Annotated in this window: 20 protein-coding genes; 15 read left to right on the top strand and 5 right to left on the bottom strand. The window is 67.7% G+C overall.

Annotated elements, in window-relative coordinates:
* Positions 1-90: 90 nt before the first annotated feature.
* Positions 91-999 (top strand): DMT family transporter, encoded by a 909-nt coding sequence (locus TW83_RS03035; RefSeq protein WP_232303269.1) that lies wholly within the window; start codon positions 91-93, stop codon positions 997-999.
* Between the two features lies 1 nt (position 1,000).
* Here the strand turns inward: TW83_RS03035 and opgC are convergent, their stop codons facing one another.
* Positions 1,001-2,197 (bottom strand): OpgC domain-containing protein, encoded by a 1,197-nt coding sequence (opgC, locus tag TW83_RS03030; RefSeq protein WP_045981285.1) that lies wholly within the window; start codon positions 2,195-2,197, stop codon positions 1,001-1,003.
* Between the two features lie 116 nt (positions 2,198-2,313).
* Here opgC and TW83_RS03025 point away from each other — a divergent pair, with 116 nt between their 5' ends.
* The gene (locus TW83_RS03025; RefSeq protein WP_045981284.1) at positions 2,314-2,643 is read left to right on the top strand and encodes a DUF3140 domain-containing protein; all 330 of its coding nucleotides are present in this window, start codon (positions 2,314-2,316) and stop codon (positions 2,641-2,643) included.
* A gap of 16 nt (positions 2,644-2,659) precedes the next feature.
* Here TW83_RS03025 and TW83_RS03020 read toward each other — a convergent pair whose 3' ends face one another.
* Both TW83_RS03020 and puuE read right to left on the bottom strand, forming a co-directional pair.
* Positions 2,660-3,559 carry a bifunctional allantoicase/(S)-ureidoglycine aminohydrolase gene (locus TW83_RS03020; protein WP_084697227.1) on the bottom strand — a complete coding sequence of 300 codons (900 nt, stop codon included), beginning with the start codon at positions 3,557-3,559 and terminating at the stop codon, positions 2,660-2,662.
* On the bottom strand, positions 3,556-4,962 hold the full coding sequence (gene puuE, locus TW83_RS03015) for an allantoinase PuuE (protein WP_045981283.1): 1,407 nt from the start codon (positions 4,960-4,962) through the stop codon (positions 3,556-3,558). Before puuE ends, TW83_RS03020 begins: the two co-directional genes overlap by 4 nt.
* 218 nt (positions 4,963-5,180) lie before the next feature.
* Between puuE and TW83_RS03010 the strand changes: the two genes are divergently transcribed.
* On the top strand, positions 5,181-6,482 hold the full coding sequence (locus tag TW83_RS03010) for an NCS2 family permease (RefSeq protein WP_045981282.1): 1,302 nt from the start codon (positions 5,181-5,183) through the stop codon (positions 6,480-6,482).
* Positions 6,483-6,489: 7 nt separating this feature from the next.
* Here the strand turns inward: TW83_RS03010 and bhcR are convergent, their stop codons facing one another.
* Positions 6,490-7,290, bottom strand: a complete 801-nt coding sequence (gene bhcR / locus TW83_RS03005) for an HTH-type transcriptional regulator BhcR (protein WP_045981281.1) — start codon at positions 7,288-7,290, stop codon at positions 6,490-6,492.
* Between the two features lie 268 nt (positions 7,291-7,558).
* Between bhcR and TW83_RS03000 the strand changes: the two genes are divergently transcribed.
* The 12 genes from TW83_RS03000 to TW83_RS02945 all read left to right on the top strand — a co-directional run bounded on the left by TW83_RS03000 (position 7,559) and on the right by TW83_RS02945 (position 22,413).
* Positions 7,559-9,037, top strand: coding sequence for a nucleobase:cation symporter-2 family protein (locus tag TW83_RS03000; protein ID WP_045981280.1), 1,479 nt, complete (start codon positions 7,559-7,561; stop codon positions 9,035-9,037).
* 108 nt (positions 9,038-9,145) lie between these two features.
* The gene (gene uraH, locus TW83_RS02995; protein WP_045981279.1) at positions 9,146-9,496 is read left to right on the top strand and encodes a hydroxyisourate hydrolase; all 351 of its coding nucleotides are present in this window, start codon (positions 9,146-9,148) and stop codon (positions 9,494-9,496) included.
* Between the two features lie 4 nt (positions 9,497-9,500).
* The gene (locus tag TW83_RS02990) at positions 9,501-10,751 is read left to right on the top strand and encodes a urate hydroxylase PuuD (RefSeq protein WP_045981346.1); all 1,251 of its coding nucleotides are present in this window, start codon (positions 9,501-9,503) and stop codon (positions 10,749-10,751) included.
* Between the two features lie 296 nt (positions 10,752-11,047).
* Complete coding sequence (gene xdhA / locus TW83_RS02985; protein ID WP_045981278.1) at positions 11,048-12,496, top strand: xanthine dehydrogenase small subunit; 1,449 nt, start codon at positions 11,048-11,050, stop codon at positions 12,494-12,496.
* A 3-nt stretch (positions 12,497-12,499) separates the two neighbouring features.
* A complete protein-coding gene (gene xdhB, locus TW83_RS02980; RefSeq protein ID WP_045981277.1) occupies positions 12,500-14,809 on the top strand; it encodes a xanthine dehydrogenase molybdopterin binding subunit in 2,310 nt (769 codons plus the stop codon).
* Positions 14,806-15,537, top strand: a complete 732-nt coding sequence (gene xdhC / locus TW83_RS02975; RefSeq protein WP_045981276.1) for a xanthine dehydrogenase accessory protein XdhC — start codon at positions 14,806-14,808, stop codon at positions 15,535-15,537. The genes xdhB and xdhC overlap by 4 nt, the downstream gene beginning before the upstream one ends.
* On the top strand, positions 15,525-16,805 hold the full coding sequence (guaD, locus tag TW83_RS02970) for a guanine deaminase (protein WP_045981275.1): 1,281 nt from the start codon (positions 15,525-15,527) through the stop codon (positions 16,803-16,805). Before xdhC ends, guaD begins: the two co-directional genes overlap by 13 nt.
* A gap of 314 nt (positions 16,806-17,119) precedes the next feature.
* Positions 17,120-19,063 carry a potassium transporter Kup gene (locus tag TW83_RS02965; RefSeq protein WP_084697225.1) on the top strand — a complete coding sequence of 648 codons (1,944 nt, stop codon included), beginning with the start codon at positions 17,120-17,122 and terminating at the stop codon, positions 19,061-19,063.
* 98 nt (positions 19,064-19,161) lie between these two features.
* Positions 19,162-20,373 carry an acyl-CoA dehydrogenase family protein gene (locus TW83_RS02960; protein ID WP_239441271.1) on the top strand — a complete coding sequence of 404 codons (1,212 nt, stop codon included), beginning with the start codon at positions 19,162-19,164 and terminating at the stop codon, positions 20,371-20,373.
* Entirely contained in the window at positions 20,370-21,377 is a 1,008-nt protein-coding gene (locus TW83_RS02955; protein ID WP_045981274.1) for a phosphotransferase family protein, read from the top strand. Before TW83_RS02960 ends, TW83_RS02955 begins: the two co-directional genes overlap by 4 nt.
* Positions 21,374-21,655, top strand: a complete 282-nt coding sequence (locus TW83_RS02950; protein WP_045981273.1) for a hypothetical protein — start codon at positions 21,374-21,376, stop codon at positions 21,653-21,655. Before TW83_RS02955 ends, TW83_RS02950 begins: the two co-directional genes overlap by 4 nt.
* Entirely contained in the window at positions 21,652-22,413 is a 762-nt protein-coding gene (locus tag TW83_RS02945; protein WP_045981272.1) for an SDR family NAD(P)-dependent oxidoreductase, read from the top strand. Before TW83_RS02950 ends, TW83_RS02945 begins: the two co-directional genes overlap by 4 nt.
* Positions 22,414-22,455: 42 nt before the next feature.
* Here the strand turns inward: TW83_RS02945 and TW83_RS02940 are convergent, their stop codons facing one another.
* Entirely contained in the window at positions 22,456-23,160 is a 705-nt protein-coding gene (locus tag TW83_RS02940) for a gamma-glutamylcyclotransferase (RefSeq protein ID WP_052715079.1), read from the bottom strand.
* Between the last annotated feature and the right edge of the window lie 32 nt (positions 23,161-23,192).

The following is a 23,192-nucleotide window of genomic DNA, read 5'->3' as shown; positions in this document are numbered from 1 at the left end:
CGATCGCGTGGGCGGGCCGTTCCCATCGGGGGCGGCCCGTCTTGCGTTTTGCACCTTGCGCGCCGTCGGGAAAGGCGGCAATTGCAGATCATGCAGATGCAAAGCGAGACACGCCGCGACCTGATCGGCATCGGATGGATGCTGGCGACAGGGCTGTGCTTTGTCGCGGTCAACACCATCGTGCGCGGGCTGGACGGCGCGCTGCCCGCGGCGCAGGCGGCGTTCATCCGCTTTCTGTTCGGATTGGTGTTTCTGGCCCCGGTCATCACCAGCGCATTGCGGAGCGGGTTTTCGCGGGGGATCTGGGGGCTTTTCGCGCTGCGTGGTGCGCTGCACGTGGTGGCGGTGGTCGCTTGGTTCTATGCGATGTCGCGCATCACCGTGGCCGAGGTGACGGCCATCGGCTTTCTGAACCCCATCATCGTGACGATCTGCGCCGCGCTGTTCCTAGGCGAGAAGCTGGCCTCGCGGCGGATCGCGGCGGTGGCGGTGGCGCTTATGGGCGCGCTGGTCGTACTGCGGCCGGGGTTGCGGGAGCTGGACCCCGGACATCTGAGCCAGGTTCTGGCCGCTGTCGCCTTCGGTCTGTCCTATCTGATCGCCAAGCAACTCTCGGATCGCGTGCCCGCGGCGGTGGTCGTGGCGATGATGTCGCTGACGGTATCGGTCGGTCTGGCGCCGCTGGCCATCGCGCAGTGGGTGCCGCCGACGATGGGTCAGCTGGGCTGGCTGGCGCTGGTCGCGGTCTTTGCGACGCTTGGCCATTACACGATGACGCGGGCCTTTGCGGCGGCGCCGCTGACGGTCACGCAGCCGGTGACGTTCCTGCAGCTGATCTGGGCCAGCCTGGTCGGCGTGCTGGTCTTTCATGAGCCGCTGGACCCGTGGGTGATCCTGGGCGGCGGTCTGATGATCGGGGCGATCAGCTATATCACCTGGCGCGAGGCGCGCATCCGCGCCCGCACCGTCACGCCACCGGTCAGCGCCACCAAGGTTTGAGCTAGGCCGCGCGCAGTCGGCCCATCCCCCATAGCAGCCGTTCGGCCAGCCAGTCGGCGGGCCGCCTGAGCCGCGTCAGCGTGGTCGCCACCATCGTCGAGCGGCGCGCGGCGCGGTCGAAACCAAGGCTCATCACGCAAAGCGCGACCAGCAGGGCGGCGGTCCATGCCAGTGCCCCGGTCACGTTGGTGGGCTGCGGGGCGACCAGATACAGCAGGACATTGCCCCATGCGAAGGTGAACATGCTGGTGCGGCCAAAGAAGGTGGCGCGGGACCATGCCCCGATGCTTCCGACCTTGCGGATGTCGATCAGCCAGACGAAGGACAGCGTCATCAGCGTCGCCGACAGGATGCCAGTTGCAAAATACAGCGGATTGCTGTCCCGGCGCAGGCTGCCATCCGCCAGGCCGTCGATCACGTCGACGCTGACGAACAGCCCACCGATCAGCGCGACCCCCGCGCCCCCGACCAGCAGCGCACGCACCCGGCGGCCAAAGCTTGGATCGGCCAAGGGGTCTGTCGATCCCGCCGGCGACCGGCCGGTCAGATAGCGGCCCAGGCATTGTCCGGCGATGACCAGCGTCAGTCCGTGCAGCACGGACGGACCTGCAAGCGGCAGGTCGCCGAGACCGGTCAGAAACTGCACGAGGCTGGCCACGGGGGTGGGCGCGCCCAGATCGTTCTGGACGTCCGGAAGGCCGCTGAGCAGGGGCCACGCCGCGTGACAGGCCAGCGCGGCGACCGCCAGCGGCAGCAGCCCGGTCCGCGCCCGGATCCACAACAGGATCGGCGCGATGGCGAGGACGATGGCATAGAACTTCAGGATTTCCGTATAGGGTGAATTTCCCATGAACAGGATCGTCGCGGTGCTGTAGGGCACCGAGTAGCCGTCATCGGTCAAGGTCAGGGTCAGGATGGTCAGCGCATAGAGAACCCAGCACTGGAACGCCCGTGACAAAAGCCGCATGGCAACCCCATGGCGCGCCTGACGCGTGGTCCAGCGTGGGCGATAGACCACCTCCAGCATCGTGCCGAACAGCAGGATGAAGGTCGGTGTGGCGATCTGGAAGGCAAATCCCGCAACGCGGGTCAGCGGTTCGGACATGTGGGCGTAAAGGCCCACATCCGCAAAGACATGCGACGACATCGCCAGCACGATCGCCAGGCTTCGCGCCGCATCAAGGCCAATGATCCGCATCTGTTTACCACGTTATTAATTTGCATTCTGTGCAACGCGGGGTCATAGCAGAATGCCGCCCGATTGGAACCGCGCATTGGCGCCAGGAGTTTTTCCGCCGATCGCAGGAGGATTCAATGGCATCGCATGAACAGGTTTGGGACGACTGGCAGAAGCTGGTGAACATGACGCCGTCCCAGCTGAAGGATTGGCTGGACACTGACGACAGCAAGTCGGTGGGCGACACCGGCGGGCAGGGCGAAAGCACCGGCCACAAGTCAGGCCGCCACATCCTGCGCATCAAGGACAAGAAGAAGGCCGACCTGACCGACGACGACTGGTCGCACATGGCCAAGGTCGCGGGCTACATCAAGCGCCACTTGGCACAGGGTGGCCCCGAAAAGGACAAGGAACACAGCGACTGGCGCTATTCCCTGATGAACTGGGGCCACGATCCGCTGAAGTGATCGCGGCCCCGGCGAATTAGCGGTTCGGCCACAGCGTCGCGTGGCGGTTGACGTCCTTGTACAGCAGATAACGGAACGGCCCCGGACCGCCGGCGTAGCAGGCTTGTGGGCAGAAGGCGCGCAGCCACATGTAATCGCCCGGACCGACCTCGACCCAGTCCCGGTTCAGGCGATAGACAGCCTTTCCTTCCAGCACGAACAGGCCGTGTTCCATCACGTGCGTTTCCGCGAAGGGGATCGAGCCGCCGGGTTTGAACGTCACGACGGTGATGTGCATGTCATGGCGCAGATCGGCCGGGTCCATGAAGCGCGTCGTGCCCCATGCCCCGTCCGTGTCGGGCATCATGGACGGGGCGATGTCTTGTTCCTGCACCACGATGGGGTCGGGCTTGTCCGTGCCGGCAAAGGGCTGCCAGCGCTTGCGCCACCAGTGAAAGCCTGCGGGGCCAGCGGTGCGGTTCCTGACCCGCCACGGCGTACCCGCCGGAATATAGGCAAAGCCGCCAGGTGACAGCAGATGCTCGGTCCCGTCGATCACCACCTGCATGTCGCCACCGGTGACGAAAATCGCGTGCTGGACCTCGGGGTCGTCGTCAGGCGTGTCGCTGCCGCCGCCTTCGGCCAGTTCGACGATGTACTGGCTGAAGGTTTCGGCGAATCCGGTCAGCGGGCGGGCCAGCATCCAGAACCGCATCCCCTGCCAGCCGGGCAGATAGCTGGTGACGATGTCGCGCATCACGGTGCGGGGGATGACGGCATAGGCCTCGGTGAAGATCGCCGTGTCGGTGGTCATCCCCGTCTGGGGCGGCAGGCCCGCCACTGGCCCGGCATAGCGGATGCGCGGCGCGGTGGCATCATCGGTGGGAAGCTGGGCTATGTCGCCGGTGGGGGCGCCCGCGGGGCCGGTCTGGGTCATTTCAGGATCTCTTTCAGGCGAAGGGTGGCGATGCGGGTGACCTGCGCCTCGGCTGTGGCGCGTTCGGTGGCGGTGTCGTTGTCGACGCGGGCCTGCATGGCGGACAGGATGCCCGCCTTGTCGTGGTCACGGACCGCGATGATGAACGGAAAGCCGTGCTTGGCGACATAGGCGTCGTTCAGGCGCGTGAATTCGGCCCGTTCCGCATCGGTCAGCGCGTCCAGCCCGGCGCTGGCCTGTTCGGCGGTGCTGTCGGCGGTCAGACGCTTTGCCAGCGCCAGCTTGCCCGCCAGATCGGGGTGGGCCTGCAGCACGCCAAGTCGTTCGTCGTCGCCTGACGCGCGGAACATCTGTGCCATGCGTCCGGCAAGGCCGCCAGGCGTGTCGTGGACGGCACCCATCTCGGCATCCCAGACGCGTTCGGCGATGAAGGGCGAATGTTCATAGACGCCGCCGAACCGTGCGACAAAGGCGTCGCGGTCCATCTGCGACGGGCGCGTGCGGGGCTGGAACGGATGTTCGGCCGCCCAATGGCGGGCGATGTCCAGGCGGCTGGCGAACCAGACGCCCTCGTGGCTGCGGGCGTGGTCCAGGAACCGCTGGATCGCCATGGCCCGACCGGGGCGCCCGGCCAAGCGGCAATGCAGGCCGATGGACATCATCTTGGGCGCGCCGGCGGCCCCTTCGGCATAGAGGATGTCGAAGCTGTCGCGCAGATAGTCGAAGAAGTCGGTCCCCGTTCCGAACCCTTGTCCGCTGGAAAATCGCATGTCGTTGGCGTCCATCGTATAGGGCACCATCAGCTGCGGCCGGCCGTTGTGGACGTGCCAATAGGGCAGTTCGTCCGCGATGGTGTCGGCCAGATAGGCGAACCCGCCTTCCTCGCAGCCCAAGGCCACCGTGTTCATCGACGTGCGCCCCTGATAAAAACCGTGCGGGCGTTCGCCGGTGATGGCGGTGTGCAGGGCCACGGCCTGGGCGATGTGGTCGGCCTCGACCTCGCGCGGGACGTTGCGATAGTCGATCCATTTCAGGCCATGGGTCGCGATCTCCCACCCGGCCTCCTGCATGGCGGCAACCTGTTCCGGGCTGCGCTCTAGCGCGGTGGCGACGCCATAGACGGTGATCGGCAGGTCGCAAAGCATGCGGTGCATCCGCCAGAAGCCCGACCGCGCGCCATAGTCATAGATCGATTCCATGTTCCAGTGCCGCTGGCCGGGCCAGGGCTGGGCGCCGATGATCTCGGACAGGAACGCCTCCGAGGCGGGATCGCCATGCTCGATGCTGTTCTCTCCGCCTTCCTCATAGTTGAGGACGATCTGGACCGCGATGCGGGCACCGCCCGGCCAGCGGGGATTGGGGGTGGTCCGGCCATATCCGGTCAGGTCTCGGCTGTAGCGCATCTCTCTCCCCTTGTGCCTGTCGTTGCGTCAGCAAAGCGCGGCGGCCGCGTAAGGACAAGCGGTCAGGGGCGGAATTCTGTATCAAGGAATGCGCGACAATGGTCGGGTCTTTCAAAATCGCGTTGAAAGACTTACGCGCCGGGGACAATTGCGGCATGAGGCCGCGCCGCCCACTGTCCGGCCCAACGGCGGACGGGGGGTCCGCCAAGGGGGGACGCATGGAACGCTATTTTGGACTTGCCGAAAAAGGCAGCAGCGCCAGGACGGAGGTGATCGCCGGGATCACCACCTTCCTGACGATGGCATATATCATCTTCGTCAATCCGGACATCCTGTCCACAACCGGCATGGACCGCGACGCGGTCTTCGTCGCGACCTGCCTTGCCGCGGCGCTGGGCTCGCTGATCATGGGGATGTGGGCCAACTGGCCCATCGGCATGGCGCCGGGCATGGGGCTGAACGCCTTCTTCGCCTTCACCGTCGTGGGCGTCATGGGCTTTACCTGGCAGCAAGCGCTGGGCGCGGTGTTCATCAGCGGGATGATCTTCCTGTTCCTGTCGCTGACGGGCATCCGGCGCTGGCTGATCGCGGGCATCCCCGCATCGATGCGCAGCGCCATCGCGGCGGGCATCGGGCTGTTCCTGGCGATCATCGCGCTGCAGTCGTCGGGCATCGTGGTGGGCAACCCCGCGACGCTGGTCGCGCTGGGCGATCTGACAGCCACCGGCACCCTGCTGACGATCTGCGGGTTCTTCCTGATCGTGACGCTGGATGCGCTGCGCGTCACGGGGGCGATCCTGATCGGCATTCTGGTGGTGACGGTCGCGGCGATCGTTCTTGGCGTCAGCCAGTTTTCGGGCGTCATGTCCATGCCGCCGTCGATCGCGCCGACCTTCCTGCAGATGGACCTGATGGGCGCGCTGACCTTCGGCATCTTCCAGGTTGTTCTGGTCATGGTCCTGGTCGAGGTCTTCGACGCCACCGGCACGCTGATCGGCGTGGCCAAGCGCGCGGGCCTGCTGACCGAGGGGCCGACCCACAAGAACAAGAACTTGGGCCGCGCGCTGATGGCGGATTCGACCGCGATCACGGCCGGTGCGCTGCTGGGCACGTCCTCGACGACCGCCTATGTGGAAAGCGCGTCAGGCGTGCAGGCGGGGGGCCGGACCGGCCTGACCGCCGTGGTCGTGGGCCTGCTGTTCCTGGCCGCGATGTTCTTCGCGCCGCTGGCCGGGTCGGTGCCCGCCTATGCGACCGCGCCCGCGCTCCTGTATGTCGCGACGCTGATGGTGCGCGAGCTGGCCGAGGTCAGCTGGGACGACGTGACCGAGGCCGCGCCTTCGGTGCTGACCGCCATCGCCATGCCGCTGACTTATTCCATCGCCAACGGCCTGGCCTTCGGCTTCATCAGCTATGCCGTGATCAAGCTGCTGACCGGCCGCGCGCGCGAGGTGCATGCCGCGACCTGGATCATCGCGGCCCTGTTCGTGGCAAAGTTCGCGCTGTTCGGCGCGCACTGACCCCCGGTCAGCGGGTCGGGCCACCCAGGGCATCGGACAGGTTGGCCGCCGCGGCGGCCACCACCGCGCCCAGGGTCTTGACGTGTTCGGCCCCGATGCGGTGCGTGGGGCCGCTGACGCTTATCCCGGCGATCGCCTCTCCGGACAGATCGAAGACGGGGGCCGCGATGCAGCGCATGCCCCGGCTGCGTTCCTCGTCGTCGAAGGAAAAGCCGCGGTGCCGGATGCGGGCCAGGTCCGCCTCCAGCGCCGCGGGGTCGGTCAGCGTTGTGTCGGTGAACCGCGCCAGGGGACCCAGTGCCGCGACGCTGTCGGGCCGGAACGCCAGCAGCGCCTTGCCGATCCCCGATGCGTGCAGGGGCGACCGGGTGCCGGGGGGAAAGAACGCGCGGATCGTCTCGGAGGTCTCGACCTGGGACAGGAACAGCACGCTGTCGCCCTGCAGGATGCCCAGGTTCGCGGTTTCGCCGGTATGTTCCATCAGCGCGCGCATGATCGGACGGGCGCGTTCCACAAGGCCCGACCGGCGCATGAAGGCCGACCCCAGGCGGAACGCCTGCGGCCCGATGTTCCAGGCCTGCGTCGCGGGGTCGCTTTCGGCCATGCCGCGCGCGGCCAGCGTGTGCAGCACCCGGTGCACGGTCGAGGGCGGCTGTGCCGACCGGTCCGCCACCTCGGACAGGGTCAGGCCGGGATGGGCCGCCAGCAGGTCCAGAAGGTCCAGCGCCCGGTCCAGCGACTGCACGGTGCCCGGCGCGTCGGGCAGGGTCTTGCGGGGGCGCCCCCGCTTGCGGGTCGGGTCGGCCATTATGCGTCCCTTGTTAATGCTGCCTTTAGATGCGGGCGAAAATGACGCCTCGCAAGCCAAAAAGCCAACGCTCAGAAAACATTTCCATTTTCGGCCGCCACGGGTTCCTGGCACGGGCTGGGCAGGGGCGGATTTGGTGCCGGGATTTCGGGCAGCCGGGGGGACGGTCCCGACGTCGCCCTGAAAATCCGTTTCGGGAAAATGACGGGCCAAGCTAGGTCTGGGTCAGTCGCGCAACCACGACGCGACATCAGAAGGGGAGCCCGCCATGACAGACAGCCTTTCCCGGACCCAGGTCCATCCCGTCGACCAGATGCTGCCCACGGGGCGATTGATCACGTTGGGGTTCCAGCACGTGCTGGTCATGTATGCGGGCGCCATCGCGGTGCCGCTGATCGTGGGCCGCGCCCTGCAGCTGCCGCCCGAGGAGGTGGCCTTCCTGATCTCGGCCGACCTGTTCGTCTGCGGACTGGCGACCCTGATCCAAAGCCTGGGCATGACCCAGTATTTCGGCATCCGCCTGCCGGTGATGATGGGCGTGACCTTTGCGGCCGTGGGGCCGATGGTCGCCATCGCGGGCCAGACGCCGGGCACCGACGGGGCGCGCGCGCTGTTCGGGGCGATCATCGCGGCGGGCCTGATCGCCATCCTGCTGGCGCCGTTGATCGGGCGGGTCCTGCGGTTCTTTCCGCCCGTCGTCACCGGCACGGTTATCCTGGCCATCGGCATCAGCCTGATGCCCATCGGGATCAACTGGATCTTCGGCCTGCCGGTCGGTCCGACCGCGCCGATGCTGGTCGATCCCGTGCAGCAGGCCTGGCTGGACGGCGCCATCGCCGCGGGCGGCGTGCCCGAGGGGCTGCGCCTGGCGCCCGCCATGCCGAACCCCGCCTATGCTTCGGGGACGAACATCCTGATCGCGGTGCTGGTGCTGGGCACGATCCTGCTGGTGTCGCGCTTTGCCCGCGGCTTCATGGCCAACATCGCCGTGCTGCTGGGCATCGCCGTGGGCGGCGTCGCCGCGGCGGCGATGGGGCTGATGCAGTTCGACAAGGTCGGAGAGGCCGCCTGGTTCGCCGTCATCAAGCCGTTCCATTTCGGTCTGCCGACCTTTGACCCGGTGATGATCGTCACGATGGTCCTGGTGATGATCGTGGTGATGATCGAATCGACGGGCATGTTCCTGGCGCTGTCGGATATGTGCCGCCGTCCGATCAATTCGCGCGGCCTGGCCGCGGGCCTGCGTGCCGACGGTCTGGGCACGATGCTGGGCGGCATCTTCAACACCTTCCCCTATACCTCGTTCTCGCAGAACGTCGGGCTGGTGGGGGTCACGGGCATCCGGTCGCGGTTCGTCTGCGTGGCGGGCGGCATCATCATGATCGTGCTGGGCCTGATCCCCAAGATGGGCGCCCTGGTCGAAAGCCTGCCGACCACCGTGCTGGGCGGGGCCGGGCTGGTGATGTTCGGGATGGTCGCCGCCACCGGCATCCGCATCCTGAGCCGTGTCGACTTCACCGCCAACCGCCACAATCTGTTCGTCGTGGCCATCAGCATCGGCATGGCGATGATCCCGCTGGTCGCCCCGAACTTCAAGCAGTGGCTGCCCCATGCGATCCATCCGCTGATCCATTCGGGCATCCTTCTGGCCGCGGTCAGCGCGGTGGCGCTGAACTGGTTCTACAACGGTGCGGCCCCCGCGGACGAGGCTGAACTGGCCCAGGCCGGTCGGCTGGCCGATCACTGAGGATCGATTATGCACGGTTTCTTAAGACTGCCTTGTCCATCAAGCCCCTGCCGCCCTAGGGCAAATCGGGTATCACGGCGCAGGAACGATCAAGACGGGGGGGATTTCATGTCGGGTTTTCTGACAACGCATGTTCTGGACACGGCGCGCGGGCTGCCCGCGCGCGGGATGCAGGTGGTGCTGTTCCGGCTGTCGCCCGCGCGCGAGGAGATCGCGCGCATGGTGACCAATGACGACGGGCGCACCGATGCGCATATCCTGCCGGCGGGTGATTTCGCCACCGGCACCTACGAGCTGGAATTCCATGCCGGCGCCTGGATGGACGCGTCGGGCGTGGCGCCGGAAAGCCCCCGCTTTCTGGACGTGATCCCGATCCGCTTCGGCATGTCGCAGAACGACCATTACCACGTGCCGCTGCTGGTCTCTCCGTTCGGCTATTCCACCTATCGGGGCAGCTGAGATGATCCCGGAAATCGCCATCCTGTGGGAGTTCCTCTCCTTTGCCGTCCGCTGGCTGCACGTGATCACCGCCATCGCGTGGATCGGGTCGTCGTTCTACTTCATCGCGCTGGACCTGGGCCTGCAGAAGGCACCCGACCTTCCCAAGGGCGCGCATGGCGAGGAATGGCAGGTCCACGGCGGGGGATTCTATCACATCCGCAAGTACCTGGTCGCGCCCGAGCGCATGCCCGAGCATCTGACCTGGTTCAAATGGGAAAGCTATGCGACCTGGCTGTCTGGGGCCGCGCTGCTGATGGTCACCTATTGGGCCGGCGCCAACCTGTACCTGATCGAGCCCGCCAAGGCCGACCTGGCGATCTGGCAGGCGATCCTGATCTCGGGCGGGTCGCTGGCGGTGGGCTGGCTGATCTATGACGGGCTGTGCAAGTCGCCCCTGGGCAACCGTCCCACGGTGCTGATGCTGCTGCTGTTCGCGGCGCTGGTGGCGATGGGCTGGGCCTATGACCAGATCTTCACGGGCCGCGCGGCGCTGCTGCATCTGGGCGCCTTCACCGCGACGATCATGACCGCGAACGTGTTCCTGATCATCATGCCGAACCAGCGCATCGTGGTCGCCGACCTGAAGGCCGGGCGCCCCGCCGACCCGAAATACGGCAAGATCGCCAAGCTGCGGTCGACGCACAACAACTACCTGACGCTGCCGGTCATCTTCCTGATGCTGTCGAACCACTACCCGCTGGCATTCGCCAGCCAGTACAACTGGCTGATCGCTGCGCTGATCTTCCTGATGGGTGTGACCATCCGGCACTTCTTCAACACCATGCACGCCCGCAAGGGATACCAGTGGTGGACATGGGCGGTCACGACGATGCTGTTCATCGGGGTGATGTGGCTGGCGTCGATCGGCGTGAACCAGGACAGCTATGATGAGGCGATGGCCCGGCCCCTGACCCCGGTCGAGACGCGCTTCGCCGAGGCCGAGGGGTTCGAGGATGCCAGCCAGGCCGTCATCGGCCGCTGTTCGATGTGCCATGCGCGCGAACCGGTCTGGGACGGCATCCGCACCGCGCCCAAGGGCGTCCTGCTGGAGACGCCCGCCGACATCGCCCGCGCCGCGCATCAGGTCTATGTCCAGGCGGGACTGACCGATGCGATGCCCCCTGCGAACATTACCGGGATGGAGGACGCGGAACGTGACGCGATCCTGCGCTGGTTCCGCGAGGTCGGACCCCTGGGGGTCGCGGGCCTGTAGGGCCGTTCCCCACTGAGTGACAACGGCCCGCGCAACGGCGGGACACGGGGGCGCAGTCCCCCGGGCGCGGCGGTCCCCCTCGATGGGGGGCCGCCGCGCCTTTCTGCGCCCCCGGCAAGGTCCGGCCGCCGCTTGAAAGGGCTGCCAAAGATTATTGCAGATGGCGCGGCTTTCGCGCCCGACGCCATGTGACGGTGGCCCGCTTTCAACGGAACGTGTAAAGTCTTCTAGATCACAGCCGATTTCGAAACGCACCGCCAGGCCGTAGACTTGGACCAAGGCAAGGAAAGGCTATCATGACCCAGCTGCGGTTTCTTCTGAACGACACCGAGATCGCCCTGACAGAGGTCGGCGCTTCGGACACGCTGCTGGATCATCTGCGCCTTGCGCGCCGGATGACCGGCACCAAGGAGGGCTGCGCCGAGGGCGATTGCGGCGCCTGCACCGTGCTTGCGGGTCGCCTGACCGCCACGGGGCTGGTCTATGAGCCGGTGAACGCCTGCATCCGGCTGCTGGCCTCGTGCCATGCCACCCATATCGTCACGATCGAGCATCTGCGCGGCCCCGATGGCGGTCTGCATCCGGTCCAGGCCGCAATGGTCGACCATCACGGCAGCCAGTGCGGCTTCTGCACGCCGGGCATCGTGATGGCGCTCTACGGGCTGTGGATGACCAATCCCGATGCCGATGCCACCGAGATCGAGACCGCGCTGCAGGGCAACATCTGCCGCTGCACGGGCTATGCGCCGATCATCCGCGCGGCCCTGGCCGCGGGCGCGGCCGGAGGACAGGCCCAGGACGCGCTGTCCCGCGAACGCGACGCGGTGGCCGCGCGCCTGGCCGGGATGCGTGGCGCGCGGGTGTCGCTTGCGCGCGGCGCGGACCGGGCACTGGTCCCCGCCGATACCGACGATCTGGCCCAGCTGTTGCTGGACGAACCCAAGGCGACGCTGGTCGCGGGCGCGACCGATGTCGGGTTATGGGTCACCAAATTCATGCGCGACATCAGCCCGGCCATCTTTATCGGTCACCTGATGAAAGACATCACGGTCGAGGACGGCATGATCCGTCTGGGTGCCGGCGTGACCTACAGCGAGGCCGCCCCCCTGATCGCCCGCCATGTTCCGCAGGCCGCCGAATACTGGTCGCGCATCGGCGGCTGGCAGGTGCGCAATGCCGGCACCATCGGGGCGAACATCGCCAACGGCTCTCCGATCGGGGATACGCCGCCCTTGCTGATCGCGCTGGACGCGCGGATCGTCCTGCGTCGGGGCGACACGCGCCGCGAGCTGCCGCTGGAGGATTTCTTCATCGACTACGGCAAGCAGGACCGCCAGCAAGGCGAGTTCGTCGAGGAGGTCCTGATCCCCACGCAGCCCCAGGCGCGCATCGCCGCCTACAAGGTCAGCAAGCGGCGCGATAGCGATATCACCTCTGTCGCGGCGGGGTTCTGCATCGACGTGGCGGACGGCATGATCACCCGTGCGCGGCTGGCCTTCGGCGGCATGGCCGGAACGCCCAAGCGCGCCCGCCGTGCCGAGGCCGCGCTGCAGGGGCAGCCCTTCGCGGCGGCAAGCTTCGATGCCGCCGCCCGCGCGATCGCGGAGGATTTCCAGCCGCTGTCCGACATGCGCGCCAGCGCGGAATACCGCGCGACCGTCGCACGCAACCTGATCCGGCGGTTCTGGCTGGAGCAATCCGAACCCGGCCTGCCCGTGCGGCTGCGCCAGAGCGAAGGAGTCTAGGCCATGAAGGACGACACCGCGACCATCACGGGCCAGGCCCATCAGGACACCGCCCATGACAGCGCCGCCAAGCATGTCACCGGCCGTGCCGAATACACCGACGATCTGGTCGAGCCCACAGGCACGATCCACGCCTATCTGGGCCTGTCGACCTGCGCGCATGGCCGCATCACGGGCATGGATTTCACCGAAACGCTGGCGCAGCCGGGCGTGCTGGGCATCCTGACGGCGGCCGATTTGCCGGGCGTCAACGACGTGTCGCCCAACGGCAAGAACGACGACCCGATCTTTGCCGAAGGCGTGGTGCAGTTCTGGGGCCAGCCGGTCTTTGCGGTCATCGCCGAAACGCGCGATCAGGCGCGCCGCGCGGCGCACAAGGCGCGGATCGACTATGACGTGCTGCCCCATGCGCTGGACCCGATCGCGGCGCGCGACGCGGGCATGGGCTATGTGACCGACCCCCTGACACTCAAGCGCGGCGATGCGCCTGCGGCGATGGCCGCCGCGCCGCGCCGGATCGAGGGTCGTTTTGCCATCGGCGGGCAGGACCATTTCTATCTGGAGGGCCAGATCGCGATGGCCGTGCCGGGCGAGGATGACGAGGTCGTCCTGCACGTCTCGACCCAGCACCCGTCCGAGGTGCAGCACATGGTGGCCCACGTCCTGGGCGTGCCCAGCAACGCGGTCGTTGTGAACGTGCGGCGCATGGGCGGCGGTTTCGGCGGCAAGGAAACGCAGATGAACCTGTTCGCCTGCGTCGCGGCCGTCGCGGCCAAGCGCTGGAACCGGACGGTCAAGATCCGCCCAGACCGGGACGACGACATGATCGCCACGGGCAAGCGGCACGATTTCGTGGTGGATTACGCCGTGGGCTTTGACGATTACGGCCGCATCCGGTCGGTGGAGGGCGATTTCTATGCCCGTTGCGGCTTTTCGGCTGACCTGTCGGGGCCGGTGACCGACCGGGCGCTGTTTCACGCCGACAACGCCTATTTCTATCCCGACGTGCGCATCAGCAGCCACCCGATGAAGACGAACACCGTCAGCAACACCGCCTTTCGCGGCTTTGGCGGTCCCCAGGGTGCCATCGTGGCCGAACGCATGGTCGAGGAGATCGCCTATGCCTTGGGCATGGACCCGCTGGAGGTGCGCAAGCGCAACCTTTACCAGAACGGCCAGCTGACACCCTATCACCAGACGGTGCAGGACCAGATCCTGCCGCGCATCTTCGATGAGCTGGAGGCCAGCAGCGATTATCACGCACGCCGGCAGGCGGTGCTGGACTGGAACGCCAAGGGTGGGGTGATCCGCAAGGGCATCGCGCTGACCCCGGTCAAGTTCGGCATCAGCTTTACCGCGACCTGGTTCAACCAAGCAGGGGCGTTGATCCATGTCTATTCCGATGGCTCGATCCACCTGAATCACGGCGGGACCGAGATGGGGCAGGGTCTGAACACCAAGGTGGCCCAAGTGGTCGCCGAGGCGTTCCAGTGCGACCTGAGCCGCATCAAGATCACCAAGACCACCACGGAAAAGGTGCCGAACACCTCGGCCACGGCGGCATCGTCGGGGACCGACCTGAACGGCATGGCGGCGCTGGATGCGGCGGAACAGATCAAGGCGCGCCTGGTGACCTTCGTGGCCGAGAAATGGCAGGTCGCCCCCGACCAGGTGGCCTTCGTGCCGGGTCACGTGCGGGCGGGCGATCAGATGATCCCCTTTGCCCAGGTGATCCGCGCGGCCTACATGGCGCGCATCCAGCTGTCGGCGGCAGGCTTCTACAAGACGCCCAAGATCCACTGGGACCGGACGACAGGGCAGGGGCGGCCGTTCTACTATTTCGCCTATGGCGCTGCGGTGGCCGAGGTGTCGGTGGACACGCTGACCGGCGAATACGTCATCGACCGCGCCGACGTCCTGCACGACGTGGGCCGCAGCCTGAACCCGGTGCTGGATCGCGGTCAGGTCGAGGGCGCGTTCGTCCAGGGTGCCGGCTGGCTGACGACCGAGGAATTGTGGTGGGATGCCAAGGGCCGCCTGCGCACCCATGCGCCGTCGACCTACAAGGTGCCCCTTGCCAGCGACAGCCCGCGCATCTTCAACGTCGCGCTGGCCGACTGGTCCGAGGCCAGCGAGCGGACCATCAAGCGGTCCAAGGCCGTCGGAGAACCGCCCTTCGTCCTGGGCATCAGCGTGTTCGAGGCGATCAACATGGCCGTGGCCTCGGTCGCCGACTATCGCACGCCCGCGCGTCTTGATGCGCCCGCCACGCCCGAACGCGTGCTGATGGCGGTCGAGCGGCTGCGCGGATGATCCGCGTCCGCGTCACCCGGGCCATGGGCTCGAGCCCGCGAGAGGCGGGTGCCGAGATGTTCGTGACCCCCGACCGGGTCACCGGCACCATCGGCGGTGGACAGCTGGAATACATGGCGATCGACCGCGCGCGGCAGATGCTGGCGCGGGACGAGGCCGATGCCACCATGGACGTGCCGTTGGGCCCCCAGATCGGCCAGTGCTGCGGCGGGCGGGTGGTGCTGACGCTGGACCGGCACGGCCCCGCGCCACAGGAATACGCCGACGCGCTGATCTTTGGCGCGGGCCATGTCGGGCGCGCGCTGGCCCGGGCGCTGGAACCGCTGCCGGTCAACGCCCTGCTGATCGACAGCCGGGCAGAGGAGCTGGCGCAGGCCAGCGGCCCGACCCTGCTGACCCCCTTGCCCGAGGCGCAGATCCGCGCAGCCCGGCCCGGCACGTCCGTGGTGATCGTGACCCACGATCACGCGCTGGATTTCCTGCTGGCGACCGAGGCGCTTGCCCGCACCGACCTGGCCTATGTCGGGATGATCGGCAGCGCCACCAAGCGGGCCCAGTTCGAACGCTTCGCTGCCTGGCGCGGGGTCGACGCCGCCGGCCTGACCTGTCCCATCGGGGCGGGCTTCTCGCGCGACAAGCGCCCCGAAATCATCGCCGCCTTCACCGCCGCCGAACTGATGGCGCGCCTCACCTCTTCTTTTTTGAAAAAATACCCATGCAACAGCTGATCCGGGGCCGCGTCCTCGACTTTCATGCCGATCCCCAGGACACGGCCGACAATCATCGCTTCTGGGAAGACGGGGCCATCCTGGTCGATGACGGGCGCATCGTCGCCGTCGGCGATCATGCCGAACTGACCCGCGACGGGTTGGAGGAGATCGACCACCGCCCACATCTGATCCTGGCGGGCTTCATCGACCCGCATATCCATTTTCCCCAGTTGCAGGTCATTGCCAGCTGGGGTGCGCAGCTGCTGGACTGGCTGAACACCTATACCTTCCCGGCCGAGGCGGAATTCGCCGACCCCGCGCATGCCACCCGCATGGCGGGGCTGTTCCTGGACCAGCTGACCGCGCATGGCACGACGACCGCCGTTGCCTTCTGCTCCAGCCACAAGGCCAGCGCCGAGGCGCTGTTCTCTGCCGCCCATGATCGCGACATGGCCATGATCGCGGGCAAGGTGATGATGGACCGCAATGCTCCGGCCGCCGTGCTGGACACGCCGCAGCAGGGCCATGACGACAGCGCGGCACTTATCCAGGCGTGGCACGGCAAGGGCCGGCAGCGCTATGCGATCACGCCGCGCTTTGCGATCACGTCCTCCCCTGAACAGATGGAAGCGGCCGGCGCGCTGGCCCGCGCCCATCCCGACTGCCACGTCCAGACGCATCTGTCGGAAAACGTCGACGAAATCGAATACACCCTGTCGCTCTATCCTAAGGCGCGCGACTATCTGGACATCTACGAGGGCTACGGCCTGCTGTCCGACAAGCTGCTGCTGGGCCATTCTATCCATCTGGAACCCCGCGAAATCGCCCGGATGGCAGAGACCGGCAGCCATGCGGTGTTCTGCCCGACCTCGAACCTGTTCCTCGGGTCGGGGCTGTTCGACGCCGACGGGCTGCGCGCCGCGGGCATCGTCAGCGGCATCGCGACGGATGTGGGCGGCGGCACCAGCTGGTCGATGCTGCAGACCCTGGCTGAGGGCTACAAGATCCTGCAGATGCGCGGGCAGAAGCTGCATCCGCTGGCGGCATTCCACTGGGCCACGCGCGGCAATGCGCTGACCCTGGACATGGAGGCCGAGATCGGCACCCTGGCCCCCGGCAGCGCCGCCGACCTGGTGGTCCTCGACGCCCGTGCCACCCCCGCCATGGCGCTGCGGATGGAAAAGGCCGAGACCCTGGCGCAGGAGCTGTTCATCCTGCAGATCATGGGCGACGACCGCGCGGTGGCCCAGACCTATGTCGCCGGTCGCCCGCAGAAGGCGGGTTGATGCAGCTCTGGCAGCCGGGCGACGTCCGGCTCCGCCTGCACGCGTCGCGCCGGGGACAGGCGTGATTCGGCCCCTAACGATGTGACCCAACGACAGATCGAACCTGCCACCCGATCCGGCTTGGCAGAATCGTGCCGTTCTGATTGAACGATGGGCAGGCGGCACGCATGGTGCCGGTCTTGCCGGGCTAGGGTTTGACGTGATCGCCTTCGTGGATGTCAGATGAACGCGGGCCGTTCTTCTCAATGCGACGCGTGCCTGCTAGACGCGGCAGCGCCTGCAGGCCACGGCGCTGCCAAGAGAGTTGTCGACACATGAGCGATCACGTCACCCCCGACGGTCCGGCGCAACCTGCCACCGCATCGGCGCACCTGTCCGATCTTCCCACCGCGGGGCAGCATGGTTCCAGCAACCTGGGCGGGCTGGTCCTGGGGGCGATCGGGGTCGTCTATGGCGACATCGGAACCTCTCCGATCTATGCGATGCGCGAATCGCTGCATGCCGCGTCGCGCGACGGGCTCTCGCCCGATGACGTGGTGGGGGTGATCTCGCTGCTGATCTGGACGCTGATCTCGATCGTCAGCTTCAAATACGTGGCGCTGATCATGCGCGCCGACAACCGGGGCGAGGGCGGCACGCTGAGCCTAGTGACCCTGATCCAGCAGGCACTGGGCAAGCGGCCCGTCTGGCTAATGGTGCTGGGGATGATCGGCATATCGCTGTTCTTCGGGGACGCGATCATCACGCCGGCCATGTCGGTCCTGTCCGCGGTCGAGGGGCTGACCATCGTGGCCCCCGCCTTCGGCCCCTACGTGGTGCCCGTCACGCTGGCCATCATCACCGGGCTGTTCATCGTCCAGCGGTGGGGCACGGGGGCGGTGTCGATCCTGTTTGGGCCCATCATGGTCACCTGGTTCGTCGTCATGGCGGTGATGGGGCTGTCCCATATCGGCGACGACTGGTCGATCCTGCGCGCGCTCAGCCCCGTGCATGCCGGGGCGTTCCTGGTCACGAACAAGCTGGCCTCGTTGATCGTCTTGGGATCGGTCTTCTTGGCCGTCACCGGAGGAGAGGCGCTTTATGCCGACATGGGCCATTTCGGGCGTCGCCCGATCCGCATGGCCTGGGTGCTGCTGGTCTGGCCCGCCCTGACGCTCAGCTATCTGGGGCAGGGGGCGATGATCCTGGCCCATCCCGACCGGGTGACGAATCCATTCTTTCTGATGGCGCCGCCCTGGGCGCTGCTGCCCCTGGTGATCCTGGCGACGATGGCCACGGTCATCGCCAGCCAGGCGGTCATCTCGGGCGCGTTTTCGATGATCAAGCAGGCGGTGCGCATGAACCTGCTGCCCCGGCTAGAGATCCTGCACACCTCCGAGACCCAGGAAGGGCAGATCTACCTGCCCAAGATCAACGCGATCCTGGCCATCGGCGTGGTCGTGCTGGTGGTGGTGTTCGGGTCGTCCTCGGACCTGGCCGCGGCCTACGGCATCGCGGTGACGGGGGACATGGTCATCACCACCATCCTGGCCTCGGTCGTGTTCCTGCGGGTCTGGCGCTGGCCCCTGATGGTGGTCGCCGTGGTGGTCACGCCGCTGCTGGCGCTGGAACTGCTGTTCCTGGGATCGAACGCGATCAAGATCCCGAACGGGGGCTGGGTGCCGATCATGATGGCCGCCGTGATGATCGTGCTGATGTGGACCTGGATCCGCGGCACCCGCCACGTCCAGGCCCAGGCCCGGCGCAGTGCCACCCCGACGGCCGCGCTGATCGAGATGCTGGCCCGCTCTGACCGGCTGGTCGAGGTGCCCGGCACCGCCGTCTTTCTGACCGCGGAACCCGACATCGCGCCGGCCGCGCTGCTGCACAACCTCAAGCACAACCATGTCCTGCACGAGACGAACATCATCGTCTGCGTGACCATGGCGACGCGCCCCTATGTCGCCGACAACGATCGCCTGACGGTGACGCGCCTGTCCGACCGCTTCATCCGCATTGACATGTGTTTCGGCTACATGGAGGAGACGAACCTGCCCAAGGCGCTGACCCTGGCCCGCAAGGAAGGCGTGCGCTTCGACATCATGTCGACGTCCTTCTTTCTCAGCCGCCGCACGTTCCGCCCCGGCAAGACGCGCGAACTGCCCGCCTGGCAGGAGACGCTGTTCGTGTCCTTGTCCAAATCCGCTGCGAACGCCACCGACTTCTATCATCTGCCCAGCAGCCGCGTGATCGTCCTGGGTCAGCAACTGCTGATCTGACGCGGCGCCGGGTCTGGATCGCCCGGCATCGACATCGCGCGGAGGCTGGTGGATGGTGGGCCCCGGCAGGACGCGGAGCGTTTGAGGAGAGGACTGACATGATCGATTTCACCCTGGACCCCCGGTTGGAGGACATCCGGCGCCGTACCCGTGATTTCGTCGACACCCATATCCTGCCGGTCGAGGCCGACCGCGCCAACTGGGACGATCATGACAACATCGCCGATGCGCCCCTGCAGGCGCTGCGCGCGCGTGCGCGGGCGGCGGGGCTGTGGTGCCCGCAGGTGCCGCAGGCCCTGGGCGGCATGGGCCTGACCGTCACTGGCCGCGCGGTGATGTACGAGGAGGCGAACCGCTCGATCTTCGGCCCTGCGGTCTTCAACTGCGCGGCCCCCGATGACGGGAACATGGACATCCTGGCCCGCGTGGGCACCCCCGATCAGCAGGCGCGCTGGCTGGCGCCGCTGGTCGCGGGCGCGGTGCGATCATCCTTTGTGATGACCGAACCTGCGCCGGGTGGCGGGTCCGACCCCGGCATGATCGGCACGACCGCCGTGCGGCATGGCGATGTCTGGCGCGTCACGGGCCGCAAGTGGTTCATCACCGGGGCCGAGGGGGCGGCACATTTCATTCTGATCGCGCGCACCGACCCCAACCCCGACGAACGCCGCCGCCATCTGACGGCGTTCCTGTTCCATCGCGACCAGCCTGGCTGGAAGATCCTGCGCCGCATCGCCATCATGGGCCCCGAGGAGCATGGCGGCCATTGCGAACTGGAGTTCGACGGGCTGGAGATCCCCGACGAGAACCGCCTGATGGGCGTGGGCGACGGGCTGAAGGTCACGCAGATCCGGCTTGGCACCGCGCGGCTGACCCACTGCATGCGCTGGCTGGGCTTGGCCAAGCGCGCGATGGCCGAGGCGCAGGCCTATGTCGATGCGCGCGAGGGCTTCGGCATCCGGCTGGCCGACCGAGAATCGGTGCGGCTGATGCTGGGCGGCGTGGCGCTGAACATTCAGATCGGGCGGCTGCTGACGATGAATGCGGCTTGGGCGCTGGACCAGGGCAGCCATGCCCGCAAGGAGGTTTCGATGGCCAAGCTGCATGTCGCCGACACGCTGCATCAGGCCGCCGACGTGGCGATCCAGCTGAACGGCGCGCGGGGATACAGCCGCGACACGGTGCTGGAATGGATCTATCGCTATGCCCGGCAGGCGCGGCTGGTCGATGGCGCCTCCGAGGTGCACCGGATGGTGCTGGCCGATGCCTATGCACGCGAGGGGGACGACTTCTGGGGCTGGGGCGCATGAGCCTGACGGATAACGCCGCACTTGACGCCTGGCTGGCGACGACGCTGGACCTGCCCGGCGCGCGGGTCACCGCCGCGGACAAGCTGTCTGGCGGCGCGATCCAGGAGAATTGGGCGGTGACGGTCACGGCGGACGGGATGTCGCGCCGCCTGGTGATCCGGCGCGACGCCCCCGCGACCATCGCCGCCAGCCGGTCTCGGGCAGAGGAATATGCGATCATCGCCGCGGCCCACCGCGCGGGTGTGCGCGTGCCCGAACCCCTGGGCTTCTGCGATGACCCGACGGTCATCGGCGCGCCCTTCGCGGCGATGGCCTGGGTGGGCGGCACCGGCTATGGCCCCAAGGTCGTGCGCGACACGACGCTTGGCGGCGATCGCGAGGCCTTGGGCCGCGACCTGGGCCGCCAGCTGGCGCTGATCCACAGGATCGATCCGGACCAGGCGCTGGCAAGGGTCCTGGGGCCGCGCCCCGCCGATCCGGCCCTGCAGGCGGTGGCGGGGCTGCGCGGCTGGCTGGATGCGCGGCCCGCGCCGCGACCGGGCCTGGAATGGGCGCTGCGTTGGGCCGAACGCCACGCGCCGGCGCCCGACAGGGTGACCCTGACACATCAGGATTTCCGCACCGGCAATTTCCTGGTCGATGCCGATGGGCTGACGGCCGTTCTGGACTGGGAATTCGCCGCCTGGTCGGACCCGGCCTGCGATCTGGGGTGGTTCTGCGCGGAATGCTGGCGGTTTTCGCGCCCCGATCTGGAGGGTGGCGGCATCGCCAGCCGCGCGGCCGTCCTGTCGGGCTATGCCGCCGCCGGGGGCGTTGTTCCCGACCCCGGCCGCGTGCGGTGGTGGGAGGTCATGGCCCATATCCGATGGGCCGTGATCGCCCTGCAGCAGGGCGACCGCCACGACAGCGGGGCCGAACGCTCGCTGCATCTGGCGCTGACGGGGCGCATCGCCGACACGCTGGAATACCGCCTGCTGCAGATGACCGCGCCGGAGGCCGCATGAGCGACGCACTGGACCTGATCGTCGAGGCCGAGGCGACCCTGCGCCGGGACATCGCCCCTGGCGGGCCGGATGCCCGATACCACGCGCTGCTGGCCGCCAATGCGCTGGCCATGGCGCGGCGAGAGCTGGCCCGCCCGTCGCAGGACGTGACCGCCGATGTGGCCGCGATCCGGGCGGGGGCGCATGACCATGACGCCGACCTGCATGCCCGCCTGCTGGCGGCCGCCCGGCTGCGCGCCTGGATCGCCGACCCCACCACCGCCGAGGAGCCCGCATGAGCATGGATCGTTTCCGCCTGGACGGGCGCGTGGCGCTGGTGACCGGGGCATCGGGCGCGCTTGGCGCGGAATTCGCGCGAACGCTGGCCGGTGCGGGGGCGCGCGTCGTGCTGGCCGCGCGGCGCGTCGATGCGATGCGGGCCCTGGCCGACAGCCTGTCTGACGCCCATTCCATCGCGCTGGACGTAACCGACCCGGGCAACGTCGCCCGCGCCGTGGCCGATGCCGAGGCCTGGGCCGGCGCTCCGGTAGACCTGCTGGTCAACAACAGCGGCATCGCCATTCCCGGTGCGTCGCTGGAACAGTCCGACCAGGACTGGGCGCGGGTGATGGGCGTCAACCTGGACGGGGCACGGCGGATGTCGGTGGCGGTGGCCGCAAGGCTGGTCGAGGCGGGGCGGCCCGGCGCTATCGTCAATGTCGCCTCGATCCTGGGGCTGCGGCAGGGGGCGGGGGTCTCCGCCTATGCCACGTCCAAGGCCGCACTGATCCAGCTGACCAAACAGCACGCCCTGGAATGGGCGCGCCACGGCATCCGCGTGAACGCATTGGCCCCCGGCTATGTCGAGACCGACATCAACCGCGATTTCTTTGCCACCGACCATGGCCAGGCCCAGATCCGCCGCATTCCGCAGCGGCGATTGGGGCAGGCCGGCGATCTGGCCGGGCCGCTGCTGCTGCTTGCCTCTGACGCGGGAGCGTTCATGACCGGATCGGTCCTGGTGGCCGATGGCGGCCACCTGCTGTCCCCGCTGTAGACGCGATCCCCACGGCCACTGGCGCAAGAGGCGCGGGATGGGCTAGCGGCCAGTCGGGGGCACAAAGCCCGCCTCGGCCTCGATCCGTTCGGCGACCAGGTGCTGCAACGTCCAGATGTAATCGTCCTCGATGCCCCATTCGGCCAGTCCGCGCGCGGTGCGCAGCAGATACTCGGCGCCCGATCCCGCAGCGCCCGCAGCGGTCGCCAGCAGCCGCGCCTGCTCCTCGACCGGAAGGCGCGCGACGGGGGCGTCGACCGGATCGGCATAGAAGGTCAGCGCGGATTCGACCCCGCGATCGGTGCGCACCTGGATCCAGCAGGCATTCGCGGCCAGCTCGTGCGCGACCAGTTCGCGGCGCAGGATGGCGCGCATGGATTCGACCTCGGTCCCTTCGGCGATGTCCAGCACCAGCCCCTCGCAGGTTCCGCCCGATGCCAGCGCGAGCATCAGGCCAGGCCGTTCGGGCGTTCCGCGGAAATGGTCCAGCGTCAGCGAAAAATCGCGGTGCCAGCCGATCGCCGTGGCGCGGCGGCGATCCTGCACCGCAAAGCCCGGATTCCAGATCAACGACCCATAGGCGAAGATCGGTATCGGGCCCGTCCGCCCCTGCGTCAGCCGCAGGGCCAGCGCGTCCAGGTCGCCATCCTCCAGCATCCGCCAGGCGGGGTTGTAAAGCAGCCCCTCGGCGGGGGCGACGCTGGCGACGTGGTGATCGCTCAGCGACAGGGTGCGGGCCTTGGGCATCATCCCTCCGGTGTGGCGTGTCGGGCGCAGGT

The organism is Paracoccus sp. S4493 (genome assembly GCF_000967735.1).
Classification (GTDB): Bacteria; Pseudomonadota; Alphaproteobacteria; order Rhodobacterales; family Rhodobacteraceae; genus Paracoccus; species Paracoccus marcusii.
This window is presented reverse-complemented; position numbering and strand designations above follow the sequence as displayed.